At 38.5% G+C, this 17,027-nt stretch carries 8 protein-coding genes; all 8 read left to right on the top strand.

Going from position 1 to position 17,027, the window contains the following annotated elements; all coding sequences use genetic code 11:
• The first annotated feature begins 7 nt into the window (after nt 1–7).
• The 8 genes from QBE53_14530 (at nt 8) to QBE53_14495 (ending at nt 16,901) form a co-directional block, all read left to right on the top strand.
• Complete coding sequence (locus tag QBE53_14530; GenBank protein ID WZL81001.1) at nt 8–1,648, top strand: response regulator; 1,641 nt, start codon at nt 8–10, stop codon at nt 1,646–1,648.
• A gap of 3 nt (nt 1,649–1,651) precedes the next feature.
• Nucleotides 1,652–4,069, top strand: a complete 2,418-nt coding sequence (locus QBE53_14525; GenBank protein ID WZL81000.1) for a hypothetical protein — start codon at nt 1,652–1,654, stop codon at nt 4,067–4,069.
• Between the two features lie 12 nt (nt 4,070–4,081).
• On the top strand, nt 4,082–4,969 hold the full coding sequence (locus tag QBE53_14520; protein ID WZL80999.1) for an aldose 1-epimerase: 888 nt from the start codon (nt 4,082–4,084) through the stop codon (nt 4,967–4,969).
• 105 nt (nt 4,970–5,074) lie between these two features.
• Nucleotides 5,075–5,410 carry a cupin domain-containing protein gene (locus QBE53_14515; protein WZL80998.1) on the top strand — a complete coding sequence of 112 codons (336 nt, stop codon included), beginning with the start codon at nt 5,075–5,077 and terminating at the stop codon, nt 5,408–5,410.
• Between the two features lie 103 nt (nt 5,411–5,513).
• On the top strand, nt 5,514–6,308 hold the full coding sequence (locus QBE53_14510) for a DUF108 domain-containing protein (protein WZL80997.1): 795 nt from the start codon (nt 5,514–5,516) through the stop codon (nt 6,306–6,308).
• A gap of 45 nt (nt 6,309–6,353) precedes the next feature.
• Nucleotides 6,354–7,139, top strand: a complete 786-nt coding sequence (locus QBE53_14505; protein WZL80996.1) for a PAS domain S-box protein — start codon at nt 6,354–6,356, stop codon at nt 7,137–7,139.
• A 180-nt stretch (nt 7,140–7,319) separates the two neighbouring features.
• A complete protein-coding gene (locus QBE53_14500) occupies nt 7,320–8,219 on the top strand; it encodes a 5'-methylthioadenosine/S-adenosylhomocysteine nucleosidase (protein ID WZL80995.1) in 900 nt (299 codons plus the stop codon).
• A gap of 171 nt (nt 8,220–8,390) precedes the next feature.
• Nucleotides 8,391–16,901, top strand: a complete 8,511-nt coding sequence (locus QBE53_14495) for an S-layer homology domain-containing protein (GenBank protein ID WZL80994.1) — start codon at nt 8,391–8,393, stop codon at nt 16,899–16,901.
• The last annotated feature ends 126 nt before the right edge of the window (nt 16,902–17,027 follow it).

Below are 17,027 nucleotides of genomic sequence, written 5' to 3'. Positions count from 1 at the left end.
AAGATATATGTACAAATTATTACTTGTTGATGATAGAAAAGATGTTGTTGATGGGATAGCACAGGCTATCTGTTGGGAAGACCATGATATACTTGTACAGACTTGCTATAATGGCAAGAGGGCGTTGGAAATTATTACAGATGAACACATTGATTTGGTGGTAACCGATATAAAAATGCCCTTTTTATCAGGTTTAGATTTAGTCTGTAAATCTAAAGAAAACAATTCAGATACTTGCTTTATTATTCTATCGGGGTATGACGAATTCTCATATGCAAAAAGAGCCATCAAATTAGGTGTTGTAGAGTATCTGTTAAAACCTGTGGAGATGGATAGATTATTAGAAACAGTGATCAATGCACTCAAAGAAATAAAGAAGAAAAACAACTTAAAAAAGAATATGCGAAGGCTACACAAACAAGAGATTCATAGTATCCCTGCCCTTAAGACGAATTTTTTTCTTAAGATGATTAGCGACTGTCCTTATTCAAAGCAAGAAGTTGACTCTTGCCTCGAGTTATTTAAGTCGAATATAAAGTTAGATGATTATATCACCATCTTGATTTCTATTGACCAGTATCAAAACATTGTAGAGATACAAGGGAAAAAAGAAGTAGAAAATATAAATTTTATTATTGATAATATGGCAAAAGAACTGTTTTCAGAGAGCTATACATGTGAAACCTTTAATTATAAAGCAAATTCAATTGCAGTGATTATTAACATCAGTAAAGAGATGGATAACATTGAAAATAAATATAACACTTACCTTTTATCCAAAAGACTTCATGATTTGATTAATGACTACTTTGATTTTACAGTAACAATTGCCATCTCAAACTGTAAAAACGGTGCAGGATCTTTTAGGCAATCGGTTGAAGAATGTCTTGATGCCATGGCCTATAGACTTTATAAAGGTGAGAATAAGATAATATTAAGCTCGGATATTCACGAGAACAAAGATAATACAGGATATCCTCAGGAACAAGAAGAGCAATTGATTAAGGCGATCATGCTTAAGGATTATGCCTCAACGATTAATATCGTAAATAACCTGTTTGATGAAATTATCAATATTCAAGAGTTTACACCGGAATTTATTTGGAAAAAGATGTGTAATATAATTATAAAAACATATCAAGTAACAGGAAGTGAAGACCATATTATCGATATTTTAGATGAGTTTCGCATGGTCACAACGCTTGAACAAATGAAAGAGTGGTTTATACAGCAAATCAATAAGTTGATTAAACCACATATGGCAGATCACCATGATATTGGGAGCTATATCGAAAGTATCAAAGATTATGTCAATAAAAACTACGCAACAAACATAACATTAAAAGAATTAGCCGAAAACCTATATATCAGTCAATCATATCTTTCGAGTGTATTTAAAGAGTATACGGGAATTAATTTTAACGGTTATTTAAGAGATATACGGATTGAAAAAGCAAAAGAGCTCTTACTTAGCGGGAAAAAGGTGTATGATGTGGCAAATGAAGTAGGGTATATAGATCAAAAATATTTTTCGTCTATTTTTAAAAAAAGTACCGGATTTTTACCAAAACAATGGGTGAAAAAACAGCATAGCGTAGAACATAGTGTAGATAGGTGTAGTATGACATCAGGAGTCTCGAAAGGATAAAACATGCAAAAATTTATAATGGAATATCTTGTATCAGGACCATATGAAACCGATGCAAAGCAATCCCCAAAAAATATAAATCAGCTTGATTATGAAATTAATATGCGAAAGAGTATTCCCGATAACCCAATGAAAAAGCCGGACAATGATATTGTGTTGAATGGTCAGAGTGCATTAGGATTGCCTTGGTGCTATCATTATGATTATGGAAATTGGTTTGTAGATTATAGTCGCGGATATGAAGTATTAAAAGAAGTTGAGATGCAGGCTGTGACAGGCATTGTCTCGAATGTGGAGCAAACGATTGGCATAACAATATGGTCATACTGTGCAATTGGATTGTGGTGCAATAATGCATTTGTTGGAGGAATCGAAAAAGCCGTTTATAAGCCGATGTCTAAACAAGAAGTATCACTGGATTTAAAAGCCGGTTACAATGAAATTTTAATTAAACTTCAGACATTAGGTGTAAGAGATACACGTATTGTTTTTGGACTTGAGTTGGCAAAGGACTGTGAAGGAATCCGCATAGAACTTTCGCCCAAATATGGAGACTTTTCTGAATTAAGGGATGTAAAGAAATGGCTGGATAACTTAAAGTTGAATGGGCAATACTTAATCAATGATGCGCCGGCTCCAAAGGATACGGCTATCGTATATGATGCAAATGAACATGACTTTTCAAAAATAAATCAAAACAAAGAAAAAACAGATATTTCGGGGAGTAAGCAGGTGAAGCTTCACTCGGACAATCCATATGTTCGTGTTATATGTAATATAGACGCAACAAGGTTATCACGTCGCTTTATTCAATTAGAAGCGGTTATGCCAAGGTATGAAAATGCAGTAAGTTTTGAAGAAAATAAAGTAAAGCTTTTGAGAAAAATTGGAAATGTAGAAAGCTTGAATCGGGGAAATAAATTTGGCTTTGCCATGTCAAACGTACTTGCCAGACGTGCGATTGACAATGTTTTAGACAAAGACGAATCGCTTCTTTATGAGACTTTAAATCAAATTGAGCGCCGCTATGATTGTACGGATTTTATGATTGCAGGTTTAATAAGGTATATTAAAAACTACTCCGTGGATTCTAAGTTTGAAGCAAGGATGAAAACGGTTTTGACGAATTATAGGTATTGGATGACCCATACCGGAGAAGATGCGATGTGTTTTTGGAGTGAGAATCACGCATTACTTTTTTATTCGGCTGCAATGTTTTGTGGAGAAATGTATCCAGAGGAATATTTTCCTCGTGCAGAGATGACAGGAAAACAGCTAGCAGAATTTGGGGAAAAACGTGTGCTAGAATGGATTGAAGATGTTGAAGAATATGGGTTTGAAGAATTTTTGGCATCAATATATGTGAGTGTTACATTTATAGCGCTATTAAATCTCATAGATTTTGCAAAGGAAGAAATCTCACAACGGGCAAAAAAAATTACGGATTATTTAGTTACCATACTGGCAAAGCATACCTTTGATGGTTCTGTTTATGGACCGATGGGTAGAGTGTATGGAGATGTGATTTTTCCTTTTCAGCAAGGGACACAGGCTTTGGTGCACTTGATGAATCCTAGTGCACCCTATGACTATTCAGAAGGATGGATGGCATTTTATGCAACAAGCTCGTATGAGTTTGCGCAGAAGCATATAGAGTTAATGCACAATGATATTATGGAAGTCTATAACTCCGGCAATGCACGCATTCACTTAAACAAACAACAAAATTATGTATTGACATCGGTTGAGTCACCAAGAAGAGATGCGTCTTATATTCGATGGAACAATGTAACTTTGGCAGAAAAATCAAATCAAGAAAACCATGAATATACCAAATCTCTAAATGAACGTTTTCATGGAACAACTTACTTTGAACCTGGAGTGTTTGGATATCAACAGCATCTTTGGTATGGAGGCTTAGATAATAGCACGCCGGTGTTTGTCTCGCATCCGGGAGGGACAACGGCTTCGTGTACAGTTCGACCTGGATATTGGTATGGTAATGGTGTTTTTCCTGCAATTACACAAGTGGATAATATGATTGGAAGTATTTACTGTATTCCAAGTACACATCCAATTCATTTTACCCATGTTTTTTGGCCTAAGGTGCGAATGGAACAAACGATTCACTCTGATGGGTGGCTGTTTGGGCGAAAGAATGACGGATTTATTGCATTATGGTGTAGTCATAAGATGGAAAAACATGATGATCAATTGTCAGAATGTGAATATAGGGTATATAGCTCAGAAAGTGCATACTTATGTATCTGCAGTGATTCTTGGCAACACCGTAGTTTTCATGAGTTTATGGACTATTGTAAAGAGCAAACACCATATTATGAAGTCAAAGAAAAAAGATTAACCAGTAAAAAAATTGACATGATTTATACGTCAGCAACTGATTTAACTCAGTATGTTTAGTGAGATGATGATATGATAGATATTAAGTATTTAGATTTTGTGGTTGCCATTGATGAAAATGATGGTATGAATGTAGCTTTTTTATCATGGAAGGGAAAAACATTAATAGATGGAGATGTGGAAAGGAAAGCAAAAGGTCTTACCTACGGAATGCCCTTAATGTTTCCAACGCCAAATAGAACAAAAAACAACCAATACACCTACAATAATAAACAGTATGGTGCTAGAATGCATGGTTTGTTGAGAAATCTTTATTTTGAGATAACCTGCAATTGCCAGACAAAGGATGGTTATATGGTGACGGGGGTCTTGACTTGGAATTCTTCGTATGCAGAGTTTGAAAAATATCCATTTGAATTCACCTTAACAATCCGTATAATTATTCAACACGATGTTCTGATATATGAGTATGACGTACAAAATATTGGTGAGACAACGTTACCTTATGGATTTGGGATTCATCCTTTTTTTGAAAATCCAGATGGTGATGCAAAGGTTATGATCAAGGCAAATCAAATGTTAGCGGCTAGTGAAAGCATCAACACAGGAGAAATACTTGATGTCAAAGGCACAGAATATGATTTGTCAAAATTAAAACGAGTAAAAAGCTTAAACCTTGACCATGTGTATATGGTGAATAAAACAAAGGACAAAATTCAAGAAGTAGCAAGAGTACATTGGCATGCTCATGAGCTTATCCTTTCGTGTACAGATGATTTTTCACATCTTGTCATATATACGCCGCAAAACCTCGCAAAGTTTTGTGTGGAACCCCAGACATGCTCAATTGATGCTTTTAACCTTTTTAATAAAGGTTTACTAGAAATTTCAGGGGTAAAAGAAGTCAGCAAACAAAAGAGACAATCCGGAAGGGTCAAGTTTGAAATGAAAATGTTATAGACTATGTGTACATTTGAAGATTAAAACGGATGCTTACGGAAAAAATAAAAAAAGAAGAAAGGAAAATGTGATATTCGTATCTAAAGATATCGCATAAGGAAAAATATGATAGACGAGAGATGGGTTTTTTATGAACAAGTTAAACCGGAAGAAGTAGCACAAGGAGTGACGCGACGTATCTTAGCTTATAATAAGGAACTAATGTGTGTTGAGAATACTTTTGAAAAAGGGGCCGTAGGTGCCTTGCATTCTCACCCTCATACCCAGGTAACTTATGTTGTTAGTGGTGAATTTGAATTTGAGATTGACGGGGTGAAAAAAACGGTAGTTGCAGGCGATAGCATGTTAAAAACTGACAATGTGATTCATGGCTGTGTGTGTAAAGAACCCGGCGTATTGTTGGATATATTTAATCCGATGCGTGAAGACTTTGTAAAATAGTGTAGTTACCTTTTCTTCCTTGTCTTTTTGTGTATAATTAGCTACAATAGGTCATATCTAGAACAATAGACATAACAACACACAACTAGACAGGAGTATTAAAATGAAGAAAAAGAAATTGGCATTATTAGGTTACGGTTATTTGAATCAGGTGATTGCAAGGTCGGTTAAGGACGGCGTTCTCTCAGAGTATGAACTGGTAGGCGTCCTAGGGAGAAACCCGGCGCGGACGCAGCGCTTTGCCGATTATTTTAACTGTACACCATGTACAAATATTGAACAACTTATGGCGCTACAGCCGGATTTTGTATCAGAAGCAGCATCACCTCAGGCAGTAGTGGATTATACAGAGACGATTTTACAAGGCGGATCCCATATGATTGTGTTATCAACGTCGGCATTTGCAGATGTTGCCTTGTATGAGCGATTCGTTGATGTCGCATCACAGAACAATACCCAAATATATATCGCAGGTGGTGCGACAGGGGCGTTTAACCTTCTTCAGACAGCGCTTTATATGAGTAAGACCCCTATTGATGTGACGATTACATCTAAAAAACCGCCACAGTTTGTTGCCTATACTCCGTTTAACCGAGAAGGAATATTAGGTATTACAGAACCGGAGCGGGTATATACTGGGACGGCTAAGGAGATTATTGATATTTATCCCTATGTATTTAACGTGATATATGCCACAGCTCTTGCCAGTGCAGGACCTGAAGAGACCAAGTTCAACATCGATGCAGTTCCCGGTCAAATAGGTGAAGATTATAGAATACAAGTCGAAGGAGACCATATAGATCTTGATTTGAATATCGGCGCTACAGACTATGCGATTGCTGCATGGAGTGTGGTTGCAATATTAAAGAACCTTGCTTCACCCGTTGTTTTTATATAAGCAGTGTAAGCTTTAAGGGGAGGGTCTAGGAGGAAAACAGGTAGGATGAATCCAAAAAACCAAGCGTTGTTTGATGATGAGTTATTGATTTTTCTTAATCTATCGTTAGATGGGATTTTTATTGAAAATGTCAACGGTGATATATTAATATGTAATCAAGCCGGTGCGGATATGTTTGGCTATACGATAGAAGAGATTACACAATTAAATATTCAAGATTTAGTTCCCGCGTCGGAGTGCTTTTATATAAAAGAAAAGTATACCAAGCAAGACCTTTTCCCGCAAGAGTACATCGGCCGTCTCAATGTGAAAAAGGATGGAACGCTTATTCGCACAGAGATCAATTCAAAGATTGTTACATCCAAGGGTAAGCAGTATTTGATTGCATTTATACGTGATGCAACTAAGCCGCCACAGATGGACCCTAATGATCAAAAGGCACAGTTTTCACAATACGCTTTAGAGCGTACGCGAGAAAAAGAAAAACAGACTTTGTTAGAGTTACATGATTCGGTGGGGAGGGAAAAAAGCGTGGTGCCTCTCCTTGCAGTCGAGTACATAGAAAGCTTTAAGAAGAAGGTAAAAATCTATCTCAAAAACGGCACGGTGTTGGAAAGTTATGACACGCTTAATCGTTTAGAACAGCAAATCATACCTACCGGAAGCTTTTTAAGGTGCTACCAAAGTTATATCATCAATATGCAGTGTGCAAACTTGGATAGCCACCACCAAGTTTTTATCATGGATAGTGGTGTGCGAATTCCTATCCGAAAGCGGCAATATCGCCACATCAGCACAACCTATATGACTTATAAAAGCCTGATGACATAAATTAGAAAATATTTACCGAATCTGAGTAAGGACACATAAAAAACCGAACGTTTTTAACAAAGATGAATAAAATGTTCGGAAAATGCTTGCATAATATGTGAACCTGTATATAATAATATTAGTTAGCACCTTGTGTTAACGGATTGATACGAAGCATACACTCAGAAAGGTAGGCAGAAAATGAATAATTTATTCAAAAAATCAGGTGTTATTATAGGTATAGTAGGTGTTTTAATTGTAGGTGTTGTTTTAGGTATAACATCAAAAAATGTGTTATCTAAAGACAATGAGCCAGTAAGTGAGGACATTGAGTCCGACCAAAGACCATTACTTATTCAAGGGGCTATGGATGTTGAAACAGAAATTATGATGGCAGCATTAGAAAACCATGAAGAGGTAACTCTTGGTGTATGGAAATATACCAAAGGAACAATAAATGATTATCCGGTTATTATCTCAAGAACACGCATTGGAATGAGTAATGCGGCAGCATCAACCGTCCTTGCTATAGAACAGTTTAATCCGGTGGCGATTATTAATCAAGGGACTGCAGGAGGACATGATCCGGATTTGCATAAATATGATATTGTTCTTGGAAAACATATCGTTAACATGGGCGCTTTTAAAACAGATTTTGTAGAAAAAGGTGAAGGGATACATCCGACGACATGGCACCAGTTAAACTTGGAAGTTATGGACCAAGAAACCGGTGAGTGGAAAGATATCAACCGTTTTGAGTCCGATGCTAAGCTTTTAGAGGCTGCCAATAGTGTAAAAGACTTGCATACAAAAGGTCAAGTTGTAGAAGGAACCATTGGTTCAGCTGACGAATGGAACAAAGAGATTGATCGTATCCTCTGGTTGCATGAGACGTTAGGGACATCGGCAGAAGAAATGGAAACAGCGTCCGTTGCTCAGATTGCAAAAAATTATGCTATTCCTTTCTTAAGTATCCGTATTCTTTCAAATAATGAGGTACACAAAGAAGAATATGACCGTACAACAGGAGAAGATTCACAAAAATTTACAATAGAGGTAGCAAAAGCATATATCAACAACTACCTTAAAGCAGCAGAATAATATAAAAGAATAAGGAGAACAGCAGTTACGTCAGATTTTCGTAGCTGCTGTTTTTTGCGTCTTTTTCCAATATTATGCCACTTATGGCATTCGTATGTATAAAAATCATAAAAAGAAGTAAAATTATAGCAAAGTGATTTTTTTAACAAACTATATTGGAGGATTATAGCAATGATAAAAAGAAAGATCAGTATTTTGCTCACGGTGGTTCTCTTAATCAACACCATGACATCAAATGTATTAGTTGCCGAGCGTTCTATGCTCACCGGTGAAACCAGCGAAGGCTCGGATATTTATGATGCACTGGGGATCGATAATTCCATGACACCAGATGGATATAATCCGCAGAGTACAGATAATCCTTATGGGAAGGATACGTATGTACCGAATCCGGTAAATGAACTCTATGATATCACGACGAACTTTGATGTGGGGGCATTTACATCCGTCTCTCAGGATAAGAGTACCCTAGATGCCTTAAATATGTCAAAGACAACCCAGCCCATGCATCTTTGGCAATCCATCAATGTCTATGGATATAATGTCAACAAGGATTTTGATGTGTTTTCAGCAAGCCCTATAAATAGTGACATCACAGCGACGGGCACCCTGCCGGATGCGCTTAGCCAAACATATGCATGGCATCCGATTAAATCGATACAACAGACAGGATACTTGCAAAGTTCTAATTTGATCAGCGATAAGGAACCCGTCGTATCATCAGCTGTTGAGGGGAATTTTAGTGGCAATAGTACAGGTAGAGAAAATGATGTTGTCATGATTTATACCAAAAACTTGAATCGGGTCAACAGTGTGTATATACGCATTGGGTCCTTAGGCGATGATGAAAACTGGACGTTTGGGGAAGAGACTCCAATTATTGACAATCAAGTGATTGGCAATGGGGACGAAGGTGTTGGCGGAAGGGATAATTTTACAGAAGCACCTTTTTTATTAAAAAACTATCTTCAGATTGTAACGGGGGATTATAACGGAGATGGTATTGACGAGATTGCTGTATATATCCCGGAACTCAATAAGTCGCGGATTGAAGTATATCAATTAACTTGGGCTAGCTCAGCAGAGGACTATACTGATTTTGGGAATTGGAAGCATGTGTGGACGCACTATCTTAATGAAACCAATTATGTATCCAATATGGTATCCATGGTTTCAGGTGATGTGAACTCGGATAATATTGATGACTTGGGTGTGACATGGGGCTATTATTATGGACCCGATGATAATAAGCCAAGTAAGGCGACAATCATGTTTGGCGAGTCAACAAAAATGCTTCAAGAACATTATGATATTGACTTGACCTATGACGGCTCGAGCATCGTTCGTTCTAGCTTTGCCTTTGGTGACTTACTTGGTGTGAACAAAGAGACGTTAGTTCTTGGAGGACAATTATCAACAGATATACAAAACCAAAATACGACGTCTAGGTTTATAACAGTCTATGAATGGAACGGGCAAGATTTTATTCAGTCTCCAAGCTTATCAAGGAATTTTGACTTGTTTGCTTTTGATCAAGAGACAGGACGCTTTATATACCAGGATGTAATGTTTGCTGCCAGCGATGGAAGCGTCGACTTGGAGAAGGCAAGAGAATATACCTTTTTGAAGGATGCTACAGCTCTTGAGGAACGCACGTATAGTTTTTATAGTTCTCCTCTTATGCCGGCGAATATTGATATAGTAAAAAACGGAGCTGGTAAAGCCGCAGGAATTTATTTTGACAGTCTCTTTTTTGAGTTGAATAATAATGATATGAACTTAGTCTATACAACGGACAATAAAGCGTTGATGCAAAATGGCAATATCGATATCAACGATTTTGAACATTATGTGGAGTATGATCTTCAGGTTGTTGATTTTACAGGAGATGAAAATGAAACCGTATCCACCTTAGCCCAGTATATCAATGTGAAAAACACAGCTTCAGCGACGGTCATAACACCTGCAACAACGATTCGAGAAGCCTATTATAAAAACTGGTGGAATAAGCTTTGGAAGATTAAGTCCTACCGAGATAAAGTTCTTGAAGAGGGCTCAGAAGAAAACTTTTCCATGGAGTATATTGAAAAGTATGCACCCACGTATTTGTTATCGATGAACTTGGATAAAAGCAATGCAGGTGTAGCCGTTCCCGAGGACCTAAAGTCAAGTAGAACCAATAAAAACTTCACGTCAACGTTAGTCAGTGCCAATCTTGACAAAAACGATACGTCCTATTTGTCGTATACAGGCACTCATTCTATGGTGTATTCTGACCCTAAGGTCTTGGCAGTTGTGTCTTCACCTCCGTATTTTGATGACTTAATGGAGCGTGATGACTTGTCTGGAGCCTATAATGAATCGACAACTTCCTATGGTACGTCATCTTCTTCTGGAACGGTGGATGGACATACGGGAACCTTTACCATTGGTCCGGTTGTTGAAGTAACCACTCCGGCCTCGACATTTACCTTTAACGCAGAAACCTTATACAATATGACTCATACCGTAGAGACGAACTATAACACAACCTATAGTATTGAATATACGGCATCGACAGGAGATGATATTATTGTTCTTTATTCGGTTCCGACAGCAATCTATTCATACAAACTCTATAATGTGGATGAACATGGGAATGTCAATGAAGAAGACTTAGATGTGTCTATTCCTTATGAACCATCGGTAAGACTGCTTCCCAATAGTACCTATGAAAAATTAACGGAAGTCTTTGAAGATTTACCTGATGTAGGTGCATCAGTATTGACCCACACCTTAGGAGACCCAACGACATACCCCTCATCATTAGATAATTATCAACATGCCATCGCCTATAAGGGCGATCCAACAGGTGTTGGATTTAGTTCAAATGCTGCAAGCATCATACAATCTGTCGAAATAACAGAGGAAAGTTCAGAAGTATTTACGAATGGATTTGAGATTATGACAACATATCAATGGGGGTGGCAAACCAGCTTTACAGGAGGCTCGACCGCTGGATTTACTGTAGGTGGCGGTACTGATTGGACAACTGGAAAAGTCGAAGGAACAGGGAGTGTATTTACTGCAGAGATGCAGAATATGCCCCTTGAGGCTGAGCCTTATGGATATGGCTATAATTGGAAAGTGTTCATGCATAAGCACCGAATGGATGACGGTTCATCGATTCCGGTGGTCAATTATCTTGTCAGTGGGGTAGTGGCACCGCCAAAGTTACCTCAAGATTTTGAACAGGTGATTGATAACAATGCGTCAGAAGAAGCAATGGATTATTCGAGAAATATTAAGCTGCAATGGACCTATGACGAACTCATCTCAGGATTTGAGATTTATCGTGAATATGATTTTCCTTCAGGAAGTGGTCGGACCAAAATCGCCACCGTTCCATTTTCTAAGGGAACGGATGTTGATTCGGATAAAGTCTATGAATTTTCATATATTGATACGCAGTTAAATCCAAATACGGAGTACAAATACTCGATACAAGCCATCGGCGCCCAAGAACCCAGAAGAAGTATATATTCTGAGACACTTGTGGCAAGAACAACGACAGATGTCGGTTACCCAAGCATAGAATTGGAAGGACTTATGACAAGTACGAATACATCGGTACCCTTTCTAGATCTAAAAGTCGATAGTGCAAAATCTGTTAAAGCGCTTGTAAAAGACGGAGATACGATGTTAGATACAACGCCTAATAATTCGGACGGACTAACGTTACAATGGCAAGCTTTAAATAATGGGGTATGGCAAGATATACCGGGATTGACGGCAGATACGATATCTTTTCGCTCTCCATCACTTAAAGCTAGCGGAACCCAGTATAGATTACGGGTGAATCGTGTATATTATGATGAAGGTTCAAGAGAGACCTACTATATCTCCACGTATTCAAAGAAGTTTCAACTCAATGTATCAAAATATGACGTCTTCTTTGACGAGGCTAAGATTAGAAAAAATGGAGAAAAGTATGCGCTTGATGTCATTATTAAGCCAGATAGCCTCGCCCAAGTTGCACCGACGAACCTATTGTCGTTATCGGTCACAGGCGATAACTTTAAAAAAACCTTGCAAGTACCACTCTCACCCTTGGCAGGAGCAGGAGAAGCAACGCTAAAAGCTTTGGGAACAGCAGATTTGGGTGTGTTAAATGATGGAATATATTCAGTAACAATCGCATATTCCGGGGACGAAAAATTTAATTCGCGCAGGTATATCGGCGAGTATCCGTTTGTTACCGGTAGCTCTACATCCGGGTATTACCTATCCTTGGGTGAAGGAGGCAAAAGTGTCTTTGAATATAATGCACCGCTACATTTAGAGACATTTGAAGTTAGTGAAGGAGCCAAAGTTCCTCTTACTGAGGTGACGTATAAGTACTCAAAAAGAGATGGTAGCCAATTGCAAGATTATACAGAAGGAGTGAATATTCAAGCGGGACAATACATCATGTATGCCTATAGTGAACAAGGGTGGTTAATTGATTTTAAGGAATTTGAAATCGCGCCGCTAGATGTTATTGTGCGTATTGTTAATGCCAATCCGGCGCAAAATACGAAGAATACATATATTATGAGTAAGACAGATACAGGAATTCTACCGGAAAATGAAAATCCTCGATATGCCTATGAAATCGTCTCGGATCAATACGACCAGGGAACCAAAAATCAAATGATTGAAGTCTTAGAATCCAGTGCATTAAGTTTTGAGACAATGATTGTCAATACGGCAGGAAATCGTGTTGAAGAGGAGCTTAACGGTTTGCTGGCACCGTCAAGCTACACGATACATCCGCTTGCCAAAGAAGGTTTACCGAGCGATTATAGATTTATCTATGAACAGACACAATTTATTGTCTATGGTCGAAGTCTTGAGGTTATAGTAGATGTTGAAACGATAAATGCAGAAGCGGCAGGAGAAGTTAGTATCAATGCAAATAAAGAATTTGCCAGTCAGTACAGAGAAGGGTCGTCGCTGATATTCATGGCACATCCTTTTGACGGCTATGATTTTGACGGCTGGGAAATCATCAATCTGGATAATGGTAATCCGGTTGATTTGGAACAAGAGGTTCAAAAGGAGAGTATACTAAATTATATCCTAGAAGAACATCCGATTAAGATTATAGCTAATTTTAAAGAAAAACAACGGGTTGTGACAACGACCATCACACCGAATAATGATGCGGGTAGCGTGCAAATGTATGTCGGTGATACGCCGATATCATCAGGCGTCATATTAAATAAAGGGATTACAGTTGATGTAATTGCTAAGGCAAATCCCGGATATTCTTTTGACAAATGGTACATTGACCAGACGCCTTCAGGGGCTACTGGTGAACACGAAGGTACAAAGCATCCAAATGGAACGTATTCCTTATCACATGTTGTGACTGATGCAAGCCACGCGAAAATCACAGCACATTTTGCAAGGGATAAGTATCTACTGAATCTTAATGGCAACATTCAGGCAATCAATGCAAAGACTGGAGCCGCTATTGAAAATGGTTCCAAGGTTAGTGGCGATACATTGATAGAGTTAAAAGTCAAAGAAGGGTACAGTGTGAATGAAGGCGCCTTTTGGAAGATTGAAGGCAGCACATTTGACGGACAAGAACACTTAGATGCAGACACTAATCCGACGCCGACATTTTCCATAACAAAACCGACAACAGTAAGCTTATCAACTATTGCCAATGGATATGACCTGTCGGTTTCCACGGTGACTGGCGGAGCCGTTGAGATATGGCTAAACGATGTCAAGCAAAGACCAGGGGACTTAAAACTACAAGGCGGGGATAAGATGACCCTGATCTGTAAACCGGAAATTGGCTACAGGCTATCAGCATTTGAAGTAAATACAGTGTCGATTGATGAGCGACTTGAGAATGGAGAACCCATTCCAGAATATACAATTGACAGCATTACATCAGATATAGATGTGGAGGCTGAGTTTTCGCCTTATTCACCGGAAGAGACATATAGCGTTCAATTATTTGATACCAATGATGCTTTGGAGAAGATAGAATATACCTACATCAATCAATACGACGAGCAGCTTCCTTCCCAAGAAACGGTTACAGGACCTGCCATTGAGATCTATAAGGATTATAGTGTTCGCTTTGATGTTTCGACAAAGCCAGGATATGCGATTAAGCGCTGGTACTTAAACGATCGTATTGTCAAGGTGGATGATAAAGAGTATAGAGGAACCAGTTATATACTGGCAAAACCCAACGCAGATGCTAAGCTTGACGTGACGTCAGCAGCCAACATTCAATATATGTTTTCATATGTGGACTCAGACAGGTTTAGGGTAACTGATGCCAAGAACAATCCGATTCCTGCAGATAACCATGTCTATCCTGCCGGAAAAGAGTTCATAATAAAGGCGAACAACATCCCAGAGGGACAGATGATTAATTATTGGACACTGAATGGTCAGGTTCTTTATGATGAAGTTATCGCATCCAATATGACGACTTTTTCCCAAGGGGATAGGCGCCCTGTAATTGATGAACAAATACGCTATAGCTTGGATCAAAATATTTATGACATTGATGTGGAGTTTATTAATGCATATACTCTGGCATATAACCAACCTAAGCATTCAAAGTGGTCCATAGTGGTGGATAAGCCAAATCCTTATAGAATCAATGCAGATGGCAGTTTTACAGTTCAAGAAGGCGCTTCAGCGACATATCGTATAGAGCCTGAACGTGGATATGAAATCGTCAGTGTAAGCCATAATAATATGAACTATCCAATGAATGACAGATTAGGTGAATGCATTTTTGCAGTAGATAATATCACTAGCGACACGATGATTCAGGCTGTTGTAAGAAAACGTTCGGACTACGCAATCTTAAGCGATTTGAATATTGAGGGGCTAAAGATGTCACCGGCTTTTGCCGATGATATCAAAGAATATAGTGTAGATGTAGACTATTTGACAGAGTTCCTTAATGTAGAAGCGATACCTTTTGATAAAACTTCAAATGTAAAAGTAGTGGGTCATACCAATCTATCAGCAGGTAAAAATACAGTGCAAGTCCTTGTAACGGCAGAAGACGGAATCACTCAAGAGATGTATACCATATATGTGACAAAAGAAAAGGCACCATCTACAGAGAGTAGACTCAGTAGCTTATACATCGAAGGAGTGGAGATATCTCCGGAATTTCATCCTGACGTTAAAGCATATACGGCATCGATAGATCACACTCAAACAAGCGTTAATGTAGTGGCAACATCTATGGAAGCTACAGCAGATGTGCAGATTACCGGGCATACAGGCTTGGTGACAGGGGATAATAAAGTACAGATCATCGTTACAGCAGAGGACGGAGTATCCGGTAATACATACACCCTTCATGTCTCAAAAGAAGCGCCACCAGCACCGCCAAGTGGTGGTGGTGGAGGAGGCGGAGGTGGAATCCGAGAAGAGGTTATCCTACCAAGCACGGATACATTTAATGAGCCTGTAACAGTAGACAAAGAGACGATTATTCTCCTGAATGTTGATTATGAACGTGCCAAAAAATCGGATATAGTTGTAGTGGATGAAGCAACTTTATTAAGCATGGTTGAGCAAGTGATGAAAGAAAGTGATAAACAAAAGACAAGTCCACATGTTCAGATTAACATTCAATCTGAAAAAACCATAGAGACATTGGCAGTTCATATGGCAACCGAAGCCATCAAGAACTTAGTATCAACAGGGCAAAGCGCATTAACCCTAAGAACTAATTCGGTAACGGTTACACTGGATGCCAGGGCGATGAGACATATTGGCGAGAAGGCAGAAGAGACGTTTATCCTGGATTTTGCAAAAGTTAATGAAGGTGAGGTAGAAGAAGAAAACGATACAGCGCTTACATATGATATAAATATCCTAAGTGGCGAAAAAGAAATCAAAACCCTATCAGAGGGTTCGGCAACGGTTGAGATTGTGTATCCATTAAAAAAAGGACAAGATCCAAAAGGAATTAATGTTTATCACATCAATGAAGCAGGTAAGATGAACAGGGTTTCTTCAACCTATGATGCGAAAAAAGAATGTGTTATTTTTTCCGTTAATCATTTTTCCCATTATAGGGTGACTTATGATGTATTACAGGCATGGGAAATTCCATATGCCGATGTTAGTTCGGATACTTGGTACGAACAAGCAGTGAAGTATGTTGATTATCATAATTATATGCGTGGTACGAGTGCAACCGAATTTTTACCGGAAGATACAATGACAAGAGCCATGATTGTCACGGTTTTATGGCGGATTGAAAATGAACCCAAATCTTTTGATGCAATAGCTGAATATGATGATATCGATGCACAAGCATGGTATGCACAAGCGGTTCGTTGGGCCACTTCAAAAAATATTGTTCGTGGCTATTCAGAAGATGTATTTGGACCTGACGATATGTTGACCCGTGAACAACTAGCCCAGATATTAATGAACTATGCCAATAGCAAGCAACTAGATACTCGTAAGCAAGCGGATTTAACCTCCTACTTGGATGAAGAGGAGATAGCAGATTGGGCTTTTGAAGCTGTAAGTTGGGCAAATGCACAAGGTGTGTTAACGGGTACGACGGGAGATGTGTTGGCGCCAAAAGATAGTGCAACCCGGGCACAAGTCGCAGCCATCATTATGCGATTCATGGAAACGGTTTATCAGTAACATTAAAGAGATGTAGGAAAATATTTTCCGACATCTCTTTTTTTGTAACAGTGAATTGACGCAAGAATCATTTGACCAAAATAAACAAAATATTATACAATATAAGGAAAGTAATGGACAAAGGTT

The sequence above is a fragment of the Vallitaleaceae bacterium 9-2 genome (assembly GCA_038396585.1).
In the GTDB taxonomy this organism is placed as follows: domain Bacteria; phylum Bacillota; class Clostridia; order Lachnospirales; family Vallitaleaceae; genus UBA1351.
The sequence above is the reverse complement of the archived record's forward strand: the minus strand, read 5'-3'. Positions and strand labels throughout refer to the sequence as shown.

Excerpts from the sequence above, each read along its gene's own strand:
- QBE53_14530 (WZL81001.1), top strand. The coding sequence starts at position 8 with ATGTACAAATTATTACTTGTTGATGATAGAAAAGATGTTGTTGATGGG.
- QBE53_14525 (WZL81000.1), top strand. The coding sequence starts at position 1,652 with ATGCAAAAATTTATAATGGAATATCTTGTATCAGGACCATATGAAACC.
- QBE53_14520 (WZL80999.1), top strand. The coding sequence starts at position 4,082 with ATGATAGATATTAAGTATTTAGATTTTGTGGTTGCCATTGATGAAAAT.
- QBE53_14515 (WZL80998.1), top strand. The coding sequence starts at position 5,075 with ATGATAGACGAGAGATGGGTTTTTTATGAACAAGTTAAACCGGAAGAA.
- QBE53_14510 (WZL80997.1), top strand. The coding sequence starts at position 5,514 with ATGAAGAAAAAGAAATTGGCATTATTAGGTTACGGTTATTTGAATCAG.
- QBE53_14505 (WZL80996.1), top strand. The coding sequence starts at position 6,354 with ATGAATCCAAAAAACCAAGCGTTGTTTGATGATGAGTTATTGATTTTT.
- QBE53_14500 (WZL80995.1), top strand. The coding sequence starts at position 7,320 with ATGAATAATTTATTCAAAAAATCAGGTGTTATTATAGGTATAGTAGGT.
- QBE53_14495 (WZL80994.1), top strand. The coding sequence starts at position 8,391 with ATGATAAAAAGAAAGATCAGTATTTTGCTCACGGTGGTTCTCTTAATC.